This is a genomic window from Flavobacterium sp. NLM (assembly GCF_002210235.1).
Classification (GTDB): domain Bacteria; phylum Bacteroidota; class Bacteroidia; order Flavobacteriales; family Flavobacteriaceae; genus Flavobacterium; species Flavobacterium panici.
Map to the genome: position 1 here is coordinate 225,708 of NZ_LIAC01000004.1, position 20,094 is coordinate 245,801.

At 33.3% G+C, this 20,094-nt stretch carries 18 protein-coding genes; 12 read left to right on the forward strand and 6 right to left on the reverse strand.

The features are described 5' to 3' along the window. The first annotated feature begins 201 nt into the window (after window positions 1–201). From APR43_RS06375 to APR43_RS06390, 4 genes are all read left to right on the forward strand, one after another. Window positions 202–1,557: a UDP-N-acetylmuramate--L-alanine ligase gene (locus APR43_RS06375; protein WP_053470814.1), complete on the forward strand. Its 1,356-nt coding sequence runs from the start codon at window positions 202–204 to the stop codon at window positions 1,555–1,557. A gap of 175 nt (window positions 1,558–1,732) precedes the next feature. Continuing rightward, the gene (gene radC, locus APR43_RS06380; RefSeq protein WP_053470815.1) at window positions 1,733–2,422 is read left to right on the forward strand and encodes a RadC family protein; all 690 of its coding nucleotides are present in this window, start codon (window positions 1,733–1,735) and stop codon (window positions 2,420–2,422) included. Between the two features lie 3 nt (window positions 2,423–2,425). Beyond that, window positions 2,426–3,112, forward strand: coding sequence for a YjjG family noncanonical pyrimidine nucleotidase (locus APR43_RS06385; protein ID WP_053470816.1), 687 nt, complete (start codon window positions 2,426–2,428; stop codon window positions 3,110–3,112). Window positions 3,113–3,114: 2 nt separating this feature from the next. After that, the gene (locus APR43_RS06390; RefSeq protein ID WP_053470817.1) at window positions 3,115–3,861 is read left to right on the forward strand and encodes a hypothetical protein; all 747 of its coding nucleotides are present in this window, start codon (window positions 3,115–3,117) and stop codon (window positions 3,859–3,861) included. 13 nt (window positions 3,862–3,874) lie between these two features. On the opposite strand, the gene APR43_RS06395 is transcribed toward APR43_RS06390, so the two are convergent. Beyond that, window positions 3,875–5,152, reverse strand: coding sequence for a replication-associated recombination protein A (locus tag APR43_RS06395; protein WP_053470818.1), 1,278 nt, complete (start codon window positions 5,150–5,152; stop codon window positions 3,875–3,877). 163 nt (window positions 5,153–5,315) lie between these two features. On the opposite strand from APR43_RS06395, the gene APR43_RS06400 reads away from it, so the two are divergent. Both APR43_RS06400 and APR43_RS06405 read left to right on the forward strand, forming a co-directional pair. After that, on the forward strand, window positions 5,316–6,089 hold the full coding sequence (locus APR43_RS06400; protein ID WP_053470819.1) for a rhomboid family intramembrane serine protease: 774 nt from the start codon (window positions 5,316–5,318) through the stop codon (window positions 6,087–6,089). A 61-nt stretch (window positions 6,090–6,150) separates the two neighbouring features. Further along, a complete protein-coding gene (locus APR43_RS06405; RefSeq protein ID WP_053470820.1) occupies window positions 6,151–6,657 on the forward strand; it encodes a hypothetical protein in 507 nt (168 codons plus the stop codon). A gap of 2 nt (window positions 6,658–6,659) precedes the next feature. Here APR43_RS06405 and APR43_RS06410 read toward each other — a convergent pair whose 3' ends face one another. From APR43_RS06410 to APR43_RS06430, 5 genes are all read right to left on the reverse strand, one after another. Further along, the gene (locus APR43_RS06410) at window positions 6,660–7,460 is read right to left on the reverse strand and encodes a DUF2490 domain-containing protein (RefSeq protein ID WP_053470821.1); all 801 of its coding nucleotides are present in this window, start codon (window positions 7,458–7,460) and stop codon (window positions 6,660–6,662) included. 40 nt (window positions 7,461–7,500) lie between these two features. Beyond that, window positions 7,501–8,235, reverse strand: coding sequence for a 23S rRNA (guanosine(2251)-2'-O)-methyltransferase RlmB (rlmB, locus tag APR43_RS06415; RefSeq protein WP_053470822.1), 735 nt, complete (start codon window positions 8,233–8,235; stop codon window positions 7,501–7,503). 85 nt (window positions 8,236–8,320) lie between these two features. Continuing rightward, window positions 8,321–9,799 carry a SusD/RagB family nutrient-binding outer membrane lipoprotein gene (locus tag APR43_RS06420; RefSeq protein ID WP_053470823.1) on the reverse strand — a complete coding sequence of 493 codons (1,479 nt, stop codon included), beginning with the start codon at window positions 9,797–9,799 and terminating at the stop codon, window positions 8,321–8,323. 3 nt (window positions 9,800–9,802) lie between these two features. Then, on the reverse strand, window positions 9,803–13,099 hold the full coding sequence (locus APR43_RS06425) for a SusC/RagA family TonB-linked outer membrane protein (protein ID WP_053470824.1): 3,297 nt from the start codon (window positions 13,097–13,099) through the stop codon (window positions 9,803–9,805). A gap of 84 nt (window positions 13,100–13,183) precedes the next feature. Beyond that, complete coding sequence (locus APR43_RS06430; protein ID WP_053470825.1) at window positions 13,184–14,887, reverse strand: hypothetical protein; 1,704 nt, start codon at window positions 14,885–14,887, stop codon at window positions 13,184–13,186. 184 nt (window positions 14,888–15,071) lie between these two features. Between APR43_RS06430 and rpsL the strand changes: the two genes are divergently transcribed. The 6 genes from rpsL (at window position 15,072) to rplD (ending at window position 20,088) form a co-directional block, all read left to right on the forward strand. Next, a complete protein-coding gene (gene rpsL / locus APR43_RS06435) occupies window positions 15,072–15,455 on the forward strand; it encodes a 30S ribosomal protein S12 (RefSeq protein WP_007136570.1) in 384 nt (127 codons plus the stop codon). 23 nt (window positions 15,456–15,478) lie between these two features. Next, a complete protein-coding gene (rpsG, locus tag APR43_RS06440; RefSeq protein ID WP_026727879.1) occupies window positions 15,479–15,955 on the forward strand; it encodes a 30S ribosomal protein S7 in 477 nt (158 codons plus the stop codon). A gap of 10 nt (window positions 15,956–15,965) precedes the next feature. After that, entirely contained in the window at window positions 15,966–18,122 is a 2,157-nt protein-coding gene (gene fusA, locus APR43_RS06445) for an elongation factor G (protein ID WP_053470826.1), read from the forward strand. A gap of 10 nt (window positions 18,123–18,132) precedes the next feature. After that, window positions 18,133–18,438, forward strand: a complete 306-nt coding sequence (gene rpsJ / locus APR43_RS06450) for a 30S ribosomal protein S10 (RefSeq protein WP_007803605.1) — start codon at window positions 18,133–18,135, stop codon at window positions 18,436–18,438. 403 nt (window positions 18,439–18,841) lie between these two features. Beyond that, the gene (gene rplC / locus APR43_RS06455) at window positions 18,842–19,459 is read left to right on the forward strand and encodes a 50S ribosomal protein L3 (RefSeq protein WP_007803612.1); all 618 of its coding nucleotides are present in this window, start codon (window positions 18,842–18,844) and stop codon (window positions 19,457–19,459) included. Beyond that, the gene (rplD, locus tag APR43_RS06460; protein ID WP_053470827.1) at window positions 19,459–20,088 is read left to right on the forward strand and encodes a 50S ribosomal protein L4; all 630 of its coding nucleotides are present in this window, start codon (window positions 19,459–19,461) and stop codon (window positions 20,086–20,088) included. Before rplC ends, rplD begins: the two co-directional genes overlap by 1 nt. Window positions 20,089–20,094 lie beyond the last annotated feature (6 nt).

A 20,094-nucleotide genomic window follows, 5' to 3' on the forward strand; every position in this document is an offset into this window, starting at 1 on the left:
GCTTTTTATCTATAGAGGGCAGTTTCTCGATAAAGGTTGGGAAAGGTTTAAAAATATTTTTCGTACAAAGTACTAATTTATCTATAAAAGGAAATAACACATTTTATATTTCCTTATTTTTGAAAAATAATTATTGGAGTTTTATTAGTTATTGGCTTTTTCGATTAACCAATTAAACAGTTTAACGATTAAACATTTTAAATGAAAACACATTTCATCGCTATAGGCGGAAGCGCTATGCACAACTTAGCATTAGCATTGCACAATAAAGGATATCAGGTTACAGGAAGCGATGATGCTATTTTTGAGCCTTCAAAATCAAGATTAGAAAAAAAAGGAATTCTTCCTGCTGAACTAGGCTGGTTTCCTGAAAAAATCACTGCCGATATTGATGCCATAATTCTTGGAATGCATGCAAAAGCCGATAATCCGGAATTGTTGAAAGCGCAGGAATTAGGACTTAAAATTTATTCTTATCCAGAATTTTTATACGAACAATCTAAAAATAAAACCCGTGTTGTAATTGGCGGTTCGCACGGAAAAACTACTATTACTTCGATGATTTTGCACGTTATGCATTATCATAACATTGAAGTAGATTATATGGTTGGTGCACAATTAGAAGGTTTTGATACGATGGTGCATCTTACTGAAGAAAATGATTTTATGGTTTTAGAAGGAGATGAATATTTATCGTCGCCAATAGATCGTCGTCCGAAGTTTCATTTATATCAGCCAAATATTGCTTTGATTTCAGGAATTGCCTGGGATCATATCAATGTGTTTCCAACTTATGAAAATTATGTAGAACAGTTTGAAATTTTTATTTCGAAAATTACAAACGGAGGAATTTTAGTTTATAACGAAAATGACCCGGAAGTAAAACGTGTTTCTGAGGCAGCTACAAATCCAATTCGTAAATTAGCTTACCACACGCCAGAATATTCGGTTAGCGATGGTGTAACTTTATTGAAAACGCCAGAAGGCGATATGCCAATTGAAGTTTTTGGAGCGCATAACTTAAACAATCTTGCCGGAGCAAAATGGATCTGCCAAAATATGGGCGTTGATGAAGCTGATTTTTATGAAGCAATTGCCAGTTTTAAAGGTGCTTCTAAACGTTTAGAAAAAATTGCCGAAGGAAAAGGAAAAGTTGCTTACAAAGATTTTGCACATTCGCCAAGTAAGGTTGCGGCAACAACTAAAGCTGTAAAAGAGCAATATCCAAACAGAACTTTGGTAGCGTGTTTAGAGTTACATACGTACAGCAGTTTAAATGCCGAATTTTTAAAAGAGTATGAAGGAGCTTTAGAATATGCTGATGTTGCAGTTGTTTTTTATTCTCCAGATGCTGTAAAAATCAAACAGTTAGAAGAAGTAACATACGAACAAATAGCAACTTCATTTAACAGAGAAGATTTAATCATCTATACAAATCCAGCTGAATTTAAAGAATACTTATTCAACTTAAATCTTGACAATTCTGCACTTTTATTAATGAGTTCAGGAAATTATGGAGGTTTGAATTTTGATGAAGTAAAACAATTGATTAATTAGAAAATTAGTCAATTTAAAGAATTAGAAAATGTGCCAATTGCAAAAAGCGATTGGCACATTTTTATTATTATTCGAAATCTGAATTTTATTTACGAGAGATTTTTCTTATTTTTTAATATATTCGCTGTGGAGATTAAGAAAAGAGTTTCCTTTAAATAATTAAATTTTACTTTAGATGGAAACTACAAATTTTCCCATTAAAAATTGGTCAGAAGATGACAAACCAAGGGAAAAATTAATGCTTAAAGGCAAAGATGCTTTAAGCGATGCTGAGTTAATGGCTATTTTAATCGGTTCTGGAAGTCGCAATGAATCGGCAGTCGCCTTAAGTCAACGAATTTTGGCCAGTGCTGGAAATTTAAATTCTTTAGGAAAAGTATCTATTTCTCAATTAATGCAATTTAAAGGCATTGGCGAAGCAAAGGCAATTACCATTATTGCTGCTTTAGAATTAGGACGTAGAAGAAGGGCAGAGGATATAGTACAATTGGACAAAATTATTTCAAGTAAAAATGCTTTCGAAATTATGCAACCAATAATAGGTGAACTATCACATGAAGAATTTTGGGTACTTTTTCTGAATAATTCTAATAAGGTTATTTCTAAATCACAATTAAGTAAAGGAGGAATTGCAGGAACGATTGTAGATATACGTTTGGTTTTTAAATTAGCATTAGAAAATGGTGCTACAGGTTTGATTTTGTGTCATAATCATCCTTCTGGGAATTTGAATCCAAGTGATGCAGACAAACAAATTACAAAGAAAATAAAAACAGCAGGAGAGATCCTAGATGTTAAAATTTTAGATCATTTGATTATTACTGAAACAAAATATTATAGTTTTGTAGATGAAGGAATTTTTTAATCTATGAATACCAACATTACAGACATTTTTTTTGATTTAGATCACACGCTTTGGGATTTTGATAAAAATTCAGAAATGGCATTTGATCGCATTTTTAAAAATAATTTCGGACAAATTAAAATTGAAGATTTTATTCAAAAATATGTTCCCATAAATCAGGAATGCTGGAGATTGTATCAAAATGATGAAATTACACATCAGGAATTACGTTATAACCGATTAAAATTTTCTTTTGATGCGTTAAATTATTCTATTTCTGATGAAAATATAGATCAGATTGCTAATGATTATATTGAGTTTTTGACCGATAATAATCATCTTTTTGATGGAGCAATTGAAGTTTTAGAATATCTCAAACCAAAATATAAGCTGCATATTATAACAAATGGTTTTGCACACGTTCAAACTAAGAAAATTAATAATGCTTCGCTTGGAGGTTATTTCAGCACGATTACAAATTCTGAATTAGCAGGCGTTAAAAAACCAAATAGTATTATCTTTGATTATGCTGTCAATTTGGCTCAGGCATCAAAAGAAAACAGTGTCATGATTGGAGACGATTATGATGCAGATGTTAATGGCGCCCTAAACGCTGGGATGGATGCTATTTTCTTTAACATCAGAAATATTGATGTTCCTAAAAATTTAAAACAAATTAATCATTTACTAGAACTAAAAAAATACCTATAATTATGAAAATAAAAGTTTTACTGGCTTTACTATTTTGTTCGGCTATTGGATTTTCGCAATCTGTTAACGATTATAAAGCAGTTATAATTCCTCTGAAATATGATTTTATCAAAACAGACAATCAATATCGATTAGCTACTTTAACAAAATCAAATTTACTTAAAGCTGGTTTTGAGGCTTATTATACTAATGAGCAAATACCTGCAGGAATTGATAGATGTGAGCTTTTGTATATTGATGTTAAAAGAGACAATGCTTTTTTAGTAACAAAACTTTTTATTCAGTTTAAAGACTGCTATGGAAAAGTAATTTATACTTCTGAAACTGGAAAGAGCAGGGAAAAGGACTACGAAGTAGCGTATAAAGAAAGTCTTGAAGGCGCATTTGTATCTGTTATTGGACTGCACTATAAATATAATGGAAAAACGGCTTCTTCAACTTCTTCTACTGTAACGCAAGCTGCGGCTCCTGTTGCTGCTGTTGTTACTAGTACACCAGTTGAAGAGAAACCTGTAGTTAATCTTTCAGATCCAAATTTATTGTACGCACAACCAACAGAAAATGGATTTCAGTTAATTGATAAAACACCAAAAGTGGTAATGAAATTATTAAAAACTTCGCGTGCAGATTCTTTTATTGCTATTAAAGATGGAATTCAGGGATCTTTAAACGCAAAAGACAATCAATGGTATTTTGAGTATTATCAAAATGATAAATTGATTTCAGAAAAAGTTTCTGTAAAATTCTAAAATATATTATGGTTTAATAACCATATTTATCTTTCCAACGGTTCTTTAAAAATTCACGGTTGCTGTTCTCTCTAGAGTTGCTTCCAGGATTATAAAGAACCGTTTCTTTTATGGCATCGGGTAGAAATTCTTGTTCGGCAAAATTATTTGCATAGTCATGCGAGTATTTATAGTCTTCGCCATATCCTAATTCCTTCATCAATTTTGTTGGAGCATTTCGTAAATGAATTGGAACTGGTAAATCTCCAGTTTGTTTTACTAATTGCTGTGCATTTCCAATTGCCATATAAGATGCATTGCTTTTTGGAGATGTTGCAAGATATATAGCGCATTGGCTTAATATAATTCTGCTTTCCGGATAACCAATCGTTGAAACCGCCTGAAAAGTATTATTAGCCATAATAAATGCTGTTGGGTTTGCATTTCCAATATCTTCACTAGATAAAATCAGCATTCTGCGCGCAATAAATTTTACATCTTCACCGCCTTCAATCATTCTTGCCAGCCAATAAACTGCACCATTTGGATCGCTTCCTCTTATAGATTTTATAAAAGCAGAAACAATATCATAATGTTGTTCACCAGTTTTGTCATATAAAACAGTATTTTGCTGAACCAGTTCAAAAACCCGATCGTTGGTAATAATTACGTTATCGCTTGGAGAAGCATTAACAACAAGCTCAAAAATATTAAGCAGTTTTCTGCCATCTCCGCCAGAAAGTCGGAGTAGTGCTTCCGTTTCTTTTAAAGTGATTTTTTTAGATGCTAATTCTACGTCAATTTTCATTGCACGATGCAATAAGGCTTCTAAATCATCTTTTGTAAAAGCATTTAGTATATAGACCTGACAGCGCGATAATAATGCGGGAATAACCTCAAAGCTTGGGTTTTCTGTAGTTGCACCAATAAGTGTAATCCATCCTTTTTCAACAGCAGCTAAAAGTGAGTCTTGTTGCGATTTACTAAATCGGTGAATCTCATCAATAAACAAAATAGGATTTTTGGCAGTAAATAGACCGCCGCTTTGTTTTGCTTTTTCAATTACATCGCGAATGTCTTTAACTCCGGAATTAATGGCACTTAAAATATAAAAAGGACGTTTCGATTCCTGCGCAATAATTTGTGCCAAAGTTGTTTTGCCTGTTCCGGGCGGCCCCCAAAAAATAAGTGAAGGAATTATTCCTTTTGAAATTTGCTGCGTCAATGAACCATTTGGTCCAACCAAATGACTTTGACTAACATAATCCTCTAATTTCTGTGGGCGAATACGCTCGGCTAACGGTGCTTCCATTTTGTAAAATTACTATTTTCAAAATTAATTTTGTTACATGAAATACTATATAGCATTTCAATTTTTAAACATTTAACATATAAATAGAATAGCTGACAAATTATCAGTAATTTTTATTTGGATAGTTTTTTGATGCCAGAAAATCAATTAGAATCGAAACTATATGAATGATAATCAATTTAAATTTTCAACAGCAGTTGTTGGAGTTCCGGTATTTTTTGTGCTTTTTCTATGGGTTATATACTGGATTCAGATTCGATTCGATTTTGATTTTTATCAAAACGGAATTTATCCCAGAGATTTTTCCGGATTACAAGGCGTGTTGTTTAGTCCATTTATTCACGAAAATTTAGAACATTTATATAATAACTCAATTCCGCTTTTGGTTTTACTGACAGCTTTGCAGTTTTTTTATCCCAAGCAGTCATTAGGCGTTATTGGTTATGGAATTTTATTTTCGGGATTGATAACCTGGATTATTGGCCGGCCAAACTTTCATATTGGAGCCAGTGGATTAATTTATGTTTTGGTAAGTTTTATTTTTTTTAAAGGAATACAAACTAAATATTATCGTTTAGTGGCACTTTCCTTATCTGTTATTTTGCTTTATGGAGGAATGATTTGGTATGTTTTTCCAGATGTAGATGCAGCAATTTCCTGGGAAGGACATTTAGGCGGATTTATTACGGGATTTGGACTTTCCTTATATTATAAGACTTCTGAATATACAAAACCTATAATTTACGATTGGCAGAAACCGGATTTTGATCCTTCGCAGGATGCTTTTATGAAACATTTTGATGAAGATGGAAATTTCGTAAATACTGAAATTCCTGAAGAAGAAAATGAAAATCCTGATGCGTATTTTAATTCAAATGTTATTGTAAATTATATTGTAACGAAATCAGAACCAGTTGATAAAGGTTCTGAAGAATGATTTTTATGAATTAAAATGATTAATTTTGTTAAGGAACACTTTAATTTAATTAATCCAACTCATGAAAATTACTTTTTTCTCTGTTTTAATTTTATTGATTTTTGGAAGTGCTGAATCTTTTGCTCAATGCGATGTAAAAAATAGAGTACTTGCAGACGGTTCCATGGTTTATTATTTTGATCCGGCAGCTTTTTATACTACAAAATCTAAATCTCTAAAAATAAATATTGTTACCGATAAAGAAAATTATTTTGTTGCTCTACAGCCCACACCTTTTCCGGAAAAAAAGATAGGAAAAGGAATCAAAGATGATTTAATAATACACTTAGCTGATAATAATGCATATAAATTAACGCATTATGATACACAGTATATAAAAAATGATTCTGTTATGCAGGTTTTGTATTTAATTGACAAAAAGGATTTAACTGCGTTTTCTAAATTTGAAGCTGTTGTAGCTTCTATAAATATGAAGGGAACTGAGTTTATTCGTGATTACAATTTCAAATTGCATAAAGATGAAATTGTAAAACAGCTGGCTTGTTTTTTAAAAGAAGAAGAAAAATAAACTTAATCCTCACTTGTAGTTTCTGATTTATGTAAGAGCTTTTTGTTTAGATTTTCAAAAAAATTATTAAATGTAAGTGTGAATGAGGCAGCGTTTACGATTTGATTTCCATTATCTCTGGGAAGATATTCGTTGGCATAAGTTAGTTCAATTTGTATGTCATCTGAAAAGAGATATCCGGCACCAATATTTAATCTGTTTCTATCAAAAAAACTAAGACCGGTAACTTTTGTTCCCGATTTGAAAAATAATTCATCAGAAGCAACAGCATAAATAACACCTTCTCGTAAAACTTTACTGTTAATAGGTTGTAAGTATTTAATTTGCTGGCGATATCGAATTACGTTTTCGTAGCTATCATCCTCATTTTTCATATGACGAAGTTCCGTTCGCATCCTTGTACTTAAAGTATATCCGGTTTTATGGAAGTAATAAATGCCCTGCAAAGCAAATCGCCATTCTGGAGATTCAAATTGACCTATTTCAGGAACATCTTTATTGTTAAAGTATGCTATAAATGATGATAACTTCCATCGTGGAGACAAATAATAATGTCCCCAGGCTCTAAATGATCTTTGTGTGTTTTGCTCAAAAATGTTTGGGGATGATTCAGTACTGCTGTAACTTGTTCCTAAATTAAGTTCAGTTGACCACTTTTTATTTATAGTTCGGCTAAATTGAATCTCACCCCAAAATTGATTGTACTTTGTTGTTTGCCCATAACTCATCATTGTAATTAGAAAAATTACAATTGAAGAACAGATTTTTCTAAGTACTATATTTTGAGCAAGTTTTGAAGACATTTAATAATTATTAAGTTGTCATTCTACTTCGGGATGCTTGTTAACTTCTCTGGCGAACTGTTTCGTATAAAAATGCACCGCATGCAACAGATACGTTAAGTGATCCTATGGAACCAAACATTGGTAATTTTGCTTTTTCATCTACAATTTTCAAAACAGAAGGATTTATACCTCTGTCTTCAGATCCCATTATAATAGCTAAAGGTTCATTTAGAGATAAGTCATAAATGTTTTGATCGGTTTTTTCAGTAGCGGCTACGGTTTTTATTCCAGATCCCTGAAGGTAGAATATAGCATCTTTGATATGTTCAACTTTGCAAATAGGTACATTGAATACTGCACCTGCAGATGTTTTAACTGTGTCACCATTTACCGGTGCAGAACCTGCTTTTTGAATAATAATTCCATTTACTCCTGTACATTCAGCAGTTCTGATAATAGCACCAAAATTTCTAGCATCCGAGATTTGGTCTAATATTAAAAATAAAGGTTTTGAACCCGAAGCAATAGTCGATTCTACTAAATGTTCTATATCAATAAATCCAATAGGGGAGATTGTTGCAACGGCACCTTGATGATTATTTGGTGTTAATCTATTTAGTTTTTCAACTGGAACATAAGAAAAATTAATGTTGGCACGTTTCATTACCTTCATTAAATCTTTCATTAATTCTCCAGAAATTTCTTTTTGTATAAATACTTTGTCAACTTCCTGACCAGCTTGTATCGCTTCTATAATGGCTCTAATACCAAATATTTGATGTTCTTTTTCCATGAGGCAAATATAGGTATAATGTTTATATAAAAAAAAACCACCCCGAATGAACGGAGTGGCTTTTAGTATTTGATTTAGAATAAAATTAGAATTTATCCCAGAAAATACGTTTTGAAGTACCATTACTTCCAAGTTTAGCGGCTGCAGCTGCATAATTTTCATTATTAAGCGTTTGCTCGTTATTTGGATAAGAGTAGCGTCTTGGAACAATTGTAGTTGGGCCATCAGCATCATCAAATGTAACTGGAGGTGCTGCTAATACAGGGAAGTCTAATCTTCTGTATGAAGTCCATGCTTCAAAACCTCTGTTATATAATGCAATCCAAGATTGCTCACCAATTTTTTGTTTCCACGTACCTGTTGCAGTAGCATAAGCTACAGTTGGTTTAGCTAAATAAGTTGTAATGTCAGCTGCCGCTACACCCCAATCTTGCATAGATAATGTAATTGCAGAATTGTAATGAGCTTCTGCAGTACCACCTACAGCAATTCCTCTTTCTACAGCTTCAGCTAGTAAAAATTGAACTTCAGAAGCAGTTAGTAATACTCCAGGATATGTAGGATCTTGAATTGTTTCTGTAATGTGTGAATAATTATCATAAACATTAAGAACACCATATACACCACCTGCATAATTTCCTGATCCTGCTGGAAATTCTGTGAAAAATTTAGCACGTCTAGGGTCAGCAAGAGCATTCATTTTATTAACAAATGTATTTGCAGGAACAAAATCATCACGACCAGAAGCTACTAAATCAACATATAAAGGGTTAGCATTTGGCTGAAGAGTAGCATAGTTCAAATAAGCACTATCTGCATTATCTAAAATAACACCATCAGCAAGAGCAGCTAAGGCTTCTGTACTTGCATAAGTATGATCAACATCATCCATATTAATAGCCATTCTTAAACGAAGAGTATTCGCAAATTTAGCCCATTTTGCTGTGTTTCCACCAAATATAAGATCTGCTTCATCATAACTGTCGCTGCTTTGATCTAAACCATGAGATGCAGTTGTTAATTTCGCAATAAGATCTTTGTAGATAGTTTGAGCGTCATCATATTTAGGCTGTGGATTGTTAAGGATATCTAAAGCTTCAGTATAAGGGATGTCACCAAAAGTATCAACTAAAATACCGTAAGAATATGCAGTTAAAATATCAGTTATGTATATCTTATTTTCAAGAACCTTTAAATCAGCTGGGCTTCCTGTAAAATTAGCTTTTTGATCTTGTAAGATACTCTTAGCTTCTTTGAAATCTCTTAATACATCACGATAGTATGTAGCCCAATGTCTGTCTGGGATACTACGGCCAGTTAAATCATATTGAGATTCTTGTGGATATGATGTCTCAGTCCACTGTTGAGCATATAATCTAAATACATTAAAGTTTACACTTGTGCTTGTTACTTGATCCATCATTGCATGTTCAGCATTTGTGAACAAGAACTCTGGCTTTGTAGTGGTAGGACGTTTAACATCCTGGTTTAGTCCTGTAATGTCATCAGTACATGATGCAAACAAAGCTAAAAGGGGGATAAATATAAGCAGTCTATTTTTCATAGCTTAGAATTTTATTGTTAAGTTACAACCAATATTTCTGGTTGTTGGTAAAGATCCGATAGATAGTCCCATAGAACCAGTATTTGAACCAAGTCCACTTTCAGGGTCAGCATCTGGAAGGTTTTTATGGATGATCCATAAGTTAGATCCAACAAGAGATATTTTAGCATCAACTAAATGGATTTTTTGAACTAAAGAAGTTGGTACATTATAAGTAATATTTACCTCTCTTAATTTTACAAAACTTGCATCATAAACATATCCTTTAGTAGCACCACCAGAGTAAGAGTTTGTGATAGCTCCAGCCTCAGGTCTGAAATAAGCAGTTCTACGTGTATTAACTGCTCCATCAGGAGTAACTCCGTCAAAAATTACACCACCACCGTTTGCTACAGTATTTCTAATAGGGTTGCCTAAGTCATTGTTTCCAGCAGTTTGAACACCTAAACCAGTTCCTACACCATACCATTGGTCAGTTGAGAAAATATCTCCACCTTTTTTCATGTCAATTAAGAAACTTAAAGATAGGTTTTTGTAAGCAAATTTGTTACGGATACCACCAATCCAATCTGGATTAACATTTCCAACAATATTATTTGTAGAAGTATTGATTACATATCTTCCAGTTGTAGCACTTACAACTCTTGGGCCATTTTTATTAACTTCTCCTGGGTAACTAGGAACGAAATTTGGATCATAGTATGTATAATCTGTACCTTTTATTACTCCAAATGGTTGTCCAACTACTGCGTTTAAAGTTCCAGAACCTGGGTAAGTAGTGATAAGTAAGTTTGAGATACCTGGAGCCAATGCTGTTACCATGTTGTCATTTTTAGACCAGTTTACATTGATATCCCAAGAGAAATCATTTGTTTTAATTGGAGTCAAATTAAATTGAACCTCAATACCTTTATTTTCTACTGTTGCAGCATTGATATAACGAGAAGTGTATCCAGTTGCAGTAGAGTAAGGAACGTTTACAGCTTCACCATTGTTTACGTTTTTGTAAACACTCACATCAAATCCAACTCTTCTTTTTAAGAACTGCATTTCAAGACCAATCTCTTGAGTTTTAGTTTTAATTGGTTCTAAGTTTGGATTGTTTTTGATGTTGTTAACAGAATATTGTTGTTGTCCGTTGAAAGCATCAATTTTTGAATATGTATCAACTAAAGCTAAACCTGGTGTTCCAAGCGGGCTTTCAGAATAACCAGCTCTTAATTTACCAAAAGTTAACCAATCAGCTTTTAAATTGTTTGAGAATACCCAGCTTCCAGAGATAGAGTTACTCCATAAGTAGTTATTGTCAACAGGAAGATTTGAGAATGCGTCTCTTCTTGTAGTACCGTCAAGGTATAAGAAATCTTTGTAGCCCAAAGATGCCGAAGCATAGTAGCTATTTACTCCAAGTTTTTGAGCTCTTTCATATGGATAAGGGCTTGTTGCAATTGAATTAGATAAAGAATATAATCCAGGAACAATTAATCCACCCTGTGTTGATGCTGTAATTGATGTAAATTCGTTTCTTTTTACAGTACCTCCAATAATTCCAGTTAAATTAAAGTCTTCACCAAAATTCTTTTTGAAGTTAAGAAGTAAATCATAGTTTTGTTCAGAGAAGTTTCCATTATATCTTTGGTAACCTGACGTTTCGTCTAATAAGTTAATACCAAATGTTTTAGATACTGAACCAACAGCTACTCTTTCTTCACGAAGCTCAGCATACGTATCTGTAGAAATTTTTCCAGTTACAGATAACCATTCAGCAACTTTGTATGTTAAGTTAGCATATCCAACAAAACGATTTCTGCTGTCATTTTGATAATTTTGGTAACGTTCAAAGTATGGGTTATTCCAATAGTTTGGTAATCCATTATCAGCTGATTTTCTGTTCCAAGTAATGTTTTGATGTCCTGAATTGTTGTAAGCATCTTCTAATTGTTTAATATCAACGTTCGTTTGCCACCATTGACGGAATCCAGTAACAAAGTTGTCACTATATCCAGTAATGTTTCTACCTATAGTTGCCTGGTTAGAAAAGTTAGCAAATGTTGCAAGAGATAATCTGTCAGTAAATTGGTGATTTAATTTTAAACTGAAGTTGTTTTTGTTTAATTCACTATTTGGCAGAATACCAGTTTGTTTAGTGTTTGTGTAGTTGAAAACTACATTTGTTTTGTCGTTTGCATCTTCAAAAGAGATTCCATTAACTAAAGAAAGAGAATTTTTGAAGAATTTTGTTGGATCATTTTGTGCAGCTACCCATGGAGTCGCTTTTCCATAATTGTTGTTGCCTGGATAAGCAGAAAAAGCATCCCATTGGTATACATTTAATGATGGATCAAAAGCATCACCAGCAGAAGCATCATCTCCCATAGCTACTACTTGATCAGGAATACCATCTCCGTTAACATCTTGGCTACCGAAAGAAGCACCGTATCCAGCTCCGTATTGTTTTTGGTATTTTACAAAAGTATCTTTGTCAATAGTTCCTGTTACAACTTCAGATGAAACTGTAATTCCAAGACCTTTTTTAGCTTTACCTTTTTTAGTAGTAATCATCAATACTCCATTTCCAGCTAAGTATCCGTATAATGCAGATGCAGCAGCACCTTTAAGTACGTTAACGCTTTCTATGTCGTCAGGGTTGATGTCCATACCATTGTTACCATAATCATAACCAGTAGCTCCTCTTTGTTGATTTGTTGTTCCATCAACAGAAGTATTACTGTTGTTGATTGGCATACCATCTATTACGATAAGCATCTCATTACTTTGTCCGATAGCTTTAATACCACGAGAAACTGCACTTGTAGAACCTCCAAAGTTTTGGTTTCTTGTGATGTTAACACCGGCAACTTTTCCAGAAAGTTCATTTAAGAAGTTTCCACTTGAAGTTCCTGCTTTCAGGTCTCCACCTTTTACCTCTTGTGTTGCATAACCAAGAGATTTTTTCTCTCTTTTAACACCTAAAGCTGTTGTTACAACAACGCTTTCAAGTTCTTGCGCATCTCCAGCTAATTTTACGTTAACTGTTGATGAAGTTGCAGCTATTTCCTGGGTTTTCATCCCAATGTAGCTAAATACCAAAATTTGGCTTGATGAAGCTTTGATAGAATATTTACCATCAAAATCGGTTTGCGTTCCAGATTTCGTTCCTTTGACGATTACACTAACACCTGGTAAAGGCATTCCTGCATTGTCAGAAACTGTTCCTGAAACAGCTCTTTCTTGCGCAAAAGAAAGTTGCGCAACTAGTACTAATAAAAGCACTAAGAATCCATTGAACTTTAGTTTCATTTTTAAATATTTTGAATTAGTATCGCAAAACTCTTAATAATTTGTTAACTTTCCTAGTAAAATATTTTTTTTTTTCGTTAAAGGTCAAAATTTAACATTATAACATATGTTTATGATAGTGTTATATAATTGTAATTCCTGTGTTTTGTTTGCTCCGTTTGTGAGATTAATATTTATTAATCCGTTTGGTGTTTGTATTGAGGTTCCAATTCCGATTCCTATTAATTTTTTTATTTTGTTTGGGTCTGTAACGCTTGTAAGGTCTTGGTATATTCCATAATCCAAGATCGAATTAATGTAGAGATTTGAAGAAACAATATATCGGTACTCTGTAAGAATGGAGGCTGTGAAATTTGCCTGGAGACTATTTTCTAAAAAACCTCTTATTGACCTGATTCCGCCAAATCTGAATAATTCGTTTGAAATGTAGTTTTTGCTATGCAGGTAAAAATTTTGTGAATTTATGTTAATATAGTTTTTGTTATTGAGTTCAAAATTATAACCGGCATTTAAATTTGTGTAAAATTGGTTACTGGATCCTGCTGTTTCTAAATCATTATTTGTGTTCCTTTTTCCATAACCAGCTGCTAAATTTAAAAATGCTTTTTTGGGCATAAGGTAATTGTTGTAGTCTATTTTTTTATATTCGTAAGTTGATGTGAAATACGAATTGTCAAAATCGCTAATGGTTGAGTTATTTGTGTTTTGGATATCGCTTGATTCTGTAGCTTGATATCCGAGATACACTTTGGAATTGTAATTTATGTAATACCCTAAATCGATAGCTGTTTTTGTGTTTTGAAAAGTACTGTCTTGTTTGAATATGTTTAATTGAGCCTTTATTCCGAGTGATGATTTGAATATATATGGAATTTCGAGTTTGGTGCTGAAAGTCTTTTGTTGGTTTCCATCGCTTTTCCAGTATAATGAAAATTGCTCTCCGGCATGAAGTGTGTTGATTAATTGAATATCAAGATATCCATTAAGCGTTACTTTTTTGTTTTCGTCATTTGAAAATCCAATAAAACCGTCAAAAGTGTTTGCTTTTCTTTTTTCTATGTAAGTATAGATTTTAGTAGAGTCATTTGTAAAAAGTATTTCGGGGTATTTTGTTTGGGAAACAAACTCGAAATTATTAATGTCTTCGTAAAGCTGTTTTGTGATTTCCTGATTAAATGTTTTGTTCAGGTATTTTTTATTAAGCTGCTTTAAATGGCCTTTAGGGAAAAAGTTGCCAGAATTGCTATTTGCATAATTTAGGATAATTGAATTTACATTGCGTTTTTTTTCGGATTTAAAATTTAAGTCGGCATAAATTGTCAAATTCTTTCTTCGAATATTTTCGAGTTTAATTTTGCTCAGCGCAAAACCTTCTTTTTCGGCTTGGATTATTTTGGTATTTAAATAATTTTCAATTTCAGTATAAGGGAGAATTATGGAATCATTTTGGTTTTTATGAGGGTCAAAAAAATGATTATTTATACCTATATATATATGTATACTTTTTATTCGGTTTTTTAGACTGAAAAGTGCGGTATATGTGCTATCGTTTATTTTGTTGTTTTCTAGTGTTTTATTGTCTAGAAAGCCTTTTTTTGAAAGTTTACCGGAAGTGTTTTTTATTTCGTCAAATAAAGATTTGATATTGGGATGAGTTGTGTTATAGTTTAAGGAGTCGATAATTTTATTTTCAACATCATTTGACCCATTTATTTTTAGATAAAAGGTTTGAGTATAGGCAGAAAAGCTTATAAGTAAAAAAAACAATGTAGTAAAAAACTGTTTCAAGAGAAAATGTTTTTATTTAATTAAAGTGTATGCAAATATCTATTGTTTGTTTGTAAAAACATACTAATAAATAATGTTGTTGAAAATTAATAGATTAACGTTTGTATAGTGAAAATTATTTTATACATTTGCAACCCCGTAAAAAGCGGGAATTTAATAAACATAATAATTTTTAGTATTAATTATGCCAACAATTCAACAATTAGTAAGAACAGGAAGAACTCAGATAACTAAGAAGAGTAAATCGGTTGCTTTAGATTCTTGTCCTCAAAGAAGAGGGGTTTGTACGCGTGTTTACACTACTACACCAAAAAAACCAAACTCTGCAATGCGTAAAGTTGCGCGTGTACGTTTGACAAATGGTAATGAGGTGAATGCTTACATTCCTGGAGAAGGACACAATCTACAAGAGCACTCGATAGTATTAGTTAGAGGCGGAAGGGTAAAAGATTTACCAGGTGTTAGATATCATATCGTTCGTGGAGCGCTTGACACGTCAGGAGTTGCAGGAAGAACGCAAAGAAGATCTAAGTACGGTGCTAAACGCCCAAAAGAAGCAAAAAAGTAATTTAAAACTTTTAAGAAAAAGACATGAGAAAAAGAGCGGCAAAGAAAAGACCACTTTTACCGGATCCAAGGTTTAACGACCAATTGGTAACGCGTTTTGTAAACAACTTAATGTGGGATGGTAAGAAATCTACAGCTTTCAAAGTATTTTATGATGCAATTGATATCATTGAAACTAAAAAGCAAAATGATGAGAAAACTTCATTAGAGATCTGGAAAGATGCTTTAACAAACGTTATGCCTCACGTAGAAGTACGTAGCCGTAGAGTTGGTGGAGCTACATTTCAAATTCCAATGCAGATTCGTCCAGATAGAAAAATTTCTATGGCAATGAAGTGGTTAATACTTTATTCTAGAAGAAGAAACGAAAAATCTATGGCACAACGTTTAGCGTCAGAATGTTTAGCTGCTGCTAAAGAAGAAGGTGCTGCGGTTAAGAAAAGAATGGATACTCACAAAATGGCAGAGGCTAACAAAGCATTCTCTCACTTTAGATTTTAATTCGTAAGAAATGGCTAGAGATTTAAAATATACAAGAAATATCGGAATTGCTGCTCACATTGATGCTGGTAAAACAACAACTACTGAGCGTATTCTTTTTTATACTGGAAAGTCACACAAAATTGGTGAGGTACACGATGGTGCTGCAACAATGGACTGGATGGCGCAAGAGCAGGAAAGAGGTATTACAATTACTTCTGCTGCTACAACTTGTACTTGGAATTTTCCAACAGAGCAAGGTAAAGCACTTCCAGAATCATTGCCTTACCACTTTAATATTATTGATACTCCTGGACACGTTGACTTTACTGTAGAGGTAAACCGTTCTTTACGTGTACTTGATGGTTTGGTTTTCTTATTTAGTGCTGTTGATGGTGTTGAGCCTCAATCAGAAACTAACTGGAGACTTGCTGATCAATATAGAGTTCCTCGTATGGGATTCGTGAATAAAATGGACCGTCAAGGTGCTAACTTTTTAGCTGTATGCGGACAGGTTAAAGATATGTTGAAATCGAATGCGGTTGCAATTACTTTGCCTATTGGAGATGAAGCTGATTTTAAAGGTATTGTTGACTTAGTGAAAAATCAAGCTATTGTATGGCATGATGAAACACAAGGTGCTACTTTTGATATCGTTGATATCCCAGCGGATATGATTGATGATGTTAAGCATTACCGTTCTATTCTTATCGAAGAGATTGCAACTTATGATGAAAATCTTTTAGATAAATATATGGAAGATGAAAACTCTATTACAGAGGAAGAAATCAACAATGCATTAAGAGCTGCTACTATTGATATGGCAATTATCCCAATGCTTGCTGGTTCGTCTTTCAAAAACAAAGGTGTTCAGTTTATGTTGGATGCAGTTTGTAAATATTTACCATCTCCTTTAGATAAAGAAGGTATTGAAGGAATTCATCCTGATGATGCTGATTTATTAGAAGAAGATCAAACGAAAATTTTACGTAAGCCAGATGTTAAAGAGCCATTTGCTGCTTTAGCATTTAAAATTGCTACTGACCCGTTCGTTGGGCGTTTAGCTTTCTTCCGTGCATATTCTGGACGTCTAGATGCTGGTTCTTATGTTTTAAATACTCGTTCTGGTAATAAAGAAAGAATTTCTCGTATTTACCAGATGCACGCTAATAAACAAAATCCAATCGAATTCATTGAGGCTGGAGATATTGGTGCTGCTGTTGGATTTAAAGATATTAAAACAGGAGATACTCTTTGTGATGAAAAGAATCCAATTATCTTGGAGTCTATGAAATTCCCTGATCCTGTAATTGGTATTGCTATTGAGCCAAAAACAAAAGCTGACGTTGATAAAATGGGTATGGCTTTAGCTAAATTAGCTGAAGAAGATCCAACATTTACAGTTAGAACTGATGAGGCTTCTGGGCAGACTATTATTTCAGGTATGGGTGAGCTTCACTTAGATATCTTAGTAGATCGTATGAAACGTGAATTTAAAGTTGAAGTAAACCAAGGTGAGCCTCAAGTTGAGTATAAAGAAGCGTTTACAAGATCTGCAACACATAGAGAGACTTACAAGAAACAATCTGGAGGTCGTGGTAAATTCGGTGATATCGTATTTACAATCGAGCCTGCTGATGAAGTTGATGGTAAAGTTCCGGTTGGATTACAATTTATCAATGCTGTAAAAGGTGGTAACGTTCCTAAAGAATATATCCCTGCTGTTGAAAAAGGATTTAGAGAGGCTATGAAAACTGGTCCATTAGCAGGATATGCTGTGGATAGTTTAAAAGTAACTTTAACTGATGGATCTTTCCACCCTGTGGATTCTGATGCATTATCTTTTGAGTTAGCTGCAAGAATGGGTTATAAAGAATCAGGACGTGCTGCTGGAGCTGTTATTCTTGAGCCAATCATGAAAATCGAGGTTATTACTCCAGAAGAAAACATGGGTGATATCGTAGGTGACTTGAACCGTCGTAGAGGTCAGGTTAATGATATGGGTGATAGAAATGGTGCTAAAACTATTAAGGCTGATGTGCCTTTATCAGAAATGTTTGGATATGTAACTACATTAAGAACATTATCTTCTGGTAGAGCTACTTCAACAATGGAGTTTTCTCACTATGCAGAAACGCCTTCTAATATTTCAGAAGAGGTAATCAAAAAAGCAAAAGGTAACGCTTAATTTTAAGAAAATGAGTCAAAAAATCAGAATAAAACTAAAATCTTACGATCACATGTTGGTAGATAAATCTGCTGAAAAGATCGTAAAAACAGTAAAAACTACTGGAGCAGTTGTAACAGGTCCAATTCCGTTGCCAACTCACAAAAAACTTTTCACTGTGTTGCGTTCTCCGCACGTTAACAAAAAAGCGAGAGAGCAATTTGAAGTAATGTCATACAAGAGATTGATTGACATTTATTCATCTTCATCTAAAACTATTGATGCGTTAATGAAACTTGAATTGCCAAGTGGAGTTGAAGTAGAAATAAAAGTATAATTTTTTTTATTATATTTTATATATAAAAGCGAGACAGAAATGTCTCGCTTTTTTGTTTGTATAGAGCTTGTATATGGTGTATGATTAATTTGTCAAAAGAAATGAATTATTGTGATTTTGTTTAAAATGTATGCTGTTTTGCATTGGCGAAGAGGTTTTTTCTTTAGTAGACGAAGTAATTGTTAAGAATAATATATCTGTCAGTTAAGTGGAGAAAAAATATTTTTTACACATATGGCTTATTGCTAATAGTGGGTTTGATCGTTGGATTTTGATTATGAGCGATTTAATTTTTGTAACTGTTTGGTATATTCAATTTTAATGTATACTTTTGCACTCCCTGTTTGGAAATTTCTGTTATTTTCAAATTGAAGGGAATTTTAGTAATTAATAATTAATATTTATGTCTGGGTTAATTGGTAAAAAAATCGGCATGACTAGCATTTTTGATGAAAACGGGAAAAACATTCCTTGTACAGTAATCGAAGCTGGGCCGTGTGTTGTTACCCAAGTCAGAACCAAAGGTGTTGACGGGTACGAAGCGTTGCAACTTGGTTTCGATGACAAAAACGAGAAACATTCCACTAAAGCGGCTTTAGGTCACTTTAAAAAAGCTGGAACTGTTGCTAAGAAAAAAGTCGTTGAATTTCAAGATTTTGCAACTGAACAAAAATTAGGAGATCTTATCGATGTTTCTATTTTTGCTGAAGGAGAATTTGTAGATGTACAAGGTGTATCTAAAGGTAAAGGTTTTCAAGGGGTTGTTAAACGTCACGGATTTGGTGGTGTTGGACAAGCAACTCACGGTCAACACAACCGTTTAAGAGCGCCAGGTTCTGTGGGAGCTTCTTCATATCCATCTAGAGTATTCAAAGGAATGCGTATGGCTGGAAGAATGGGAGGAGATAATGTAAAAGTTCAAAACCTTAGAGTTTTAAAAGTAGTTGCTGAAAAGAACCTGCTTGTTATTAAAGGATGTGTTCCTGGACATAAAAACTCTTATGTAATCATTCAGAAGTAATGGAAGTAAAAGTATTAGATTTCAACGGAAAAGATACTGGAAGAAAAGTTCAACTTTCTGATTCAGTATTCGCAATTGAACCAAACAATCACGCTGTATACCTTGATGTTAAGCAATATCTTGCTAATCAAAGACAAGGAACTCACAAAGCTAAAGAAAGAGCTGAAGTGACAGGAAGTACACGTAAGATTAAAAAACAAAAAGGAACTGGTACAGCTCGTGCGGGAAGTATCAAAAATCCATTGTTTAAAGGTGGTGGAACAATTTTCGGACCAAGACCAAGAAGTTATTCATTCAAATTGAATAAAGGTTTAAAAAGATTGGCGAGAAAATCTGCTTTCTCAATCAAAGCAAAAGAATCAAATATTATCGTTGTTGAAGACTTTAATTTTGATGCGCCAAACACTAAAAATTTCATTAACGTTTTGAAAGCTTTAGGGTTAGAAAATAAAAAATCTCTATTTGTGTTGGGAGAGTCAAATAAAAATGTATATTTGTCGTCACGCAATTTAAAGGCTTCTAATGTCGTAACTAGCTCAGAATTAAGCACTTACGCTATTTTAAACACTAATAATTTAGTGCTTTTAGAAGGTTCTTTGGAGTTAATCGAAGAAAATTTAAGCAAATAATAGGAG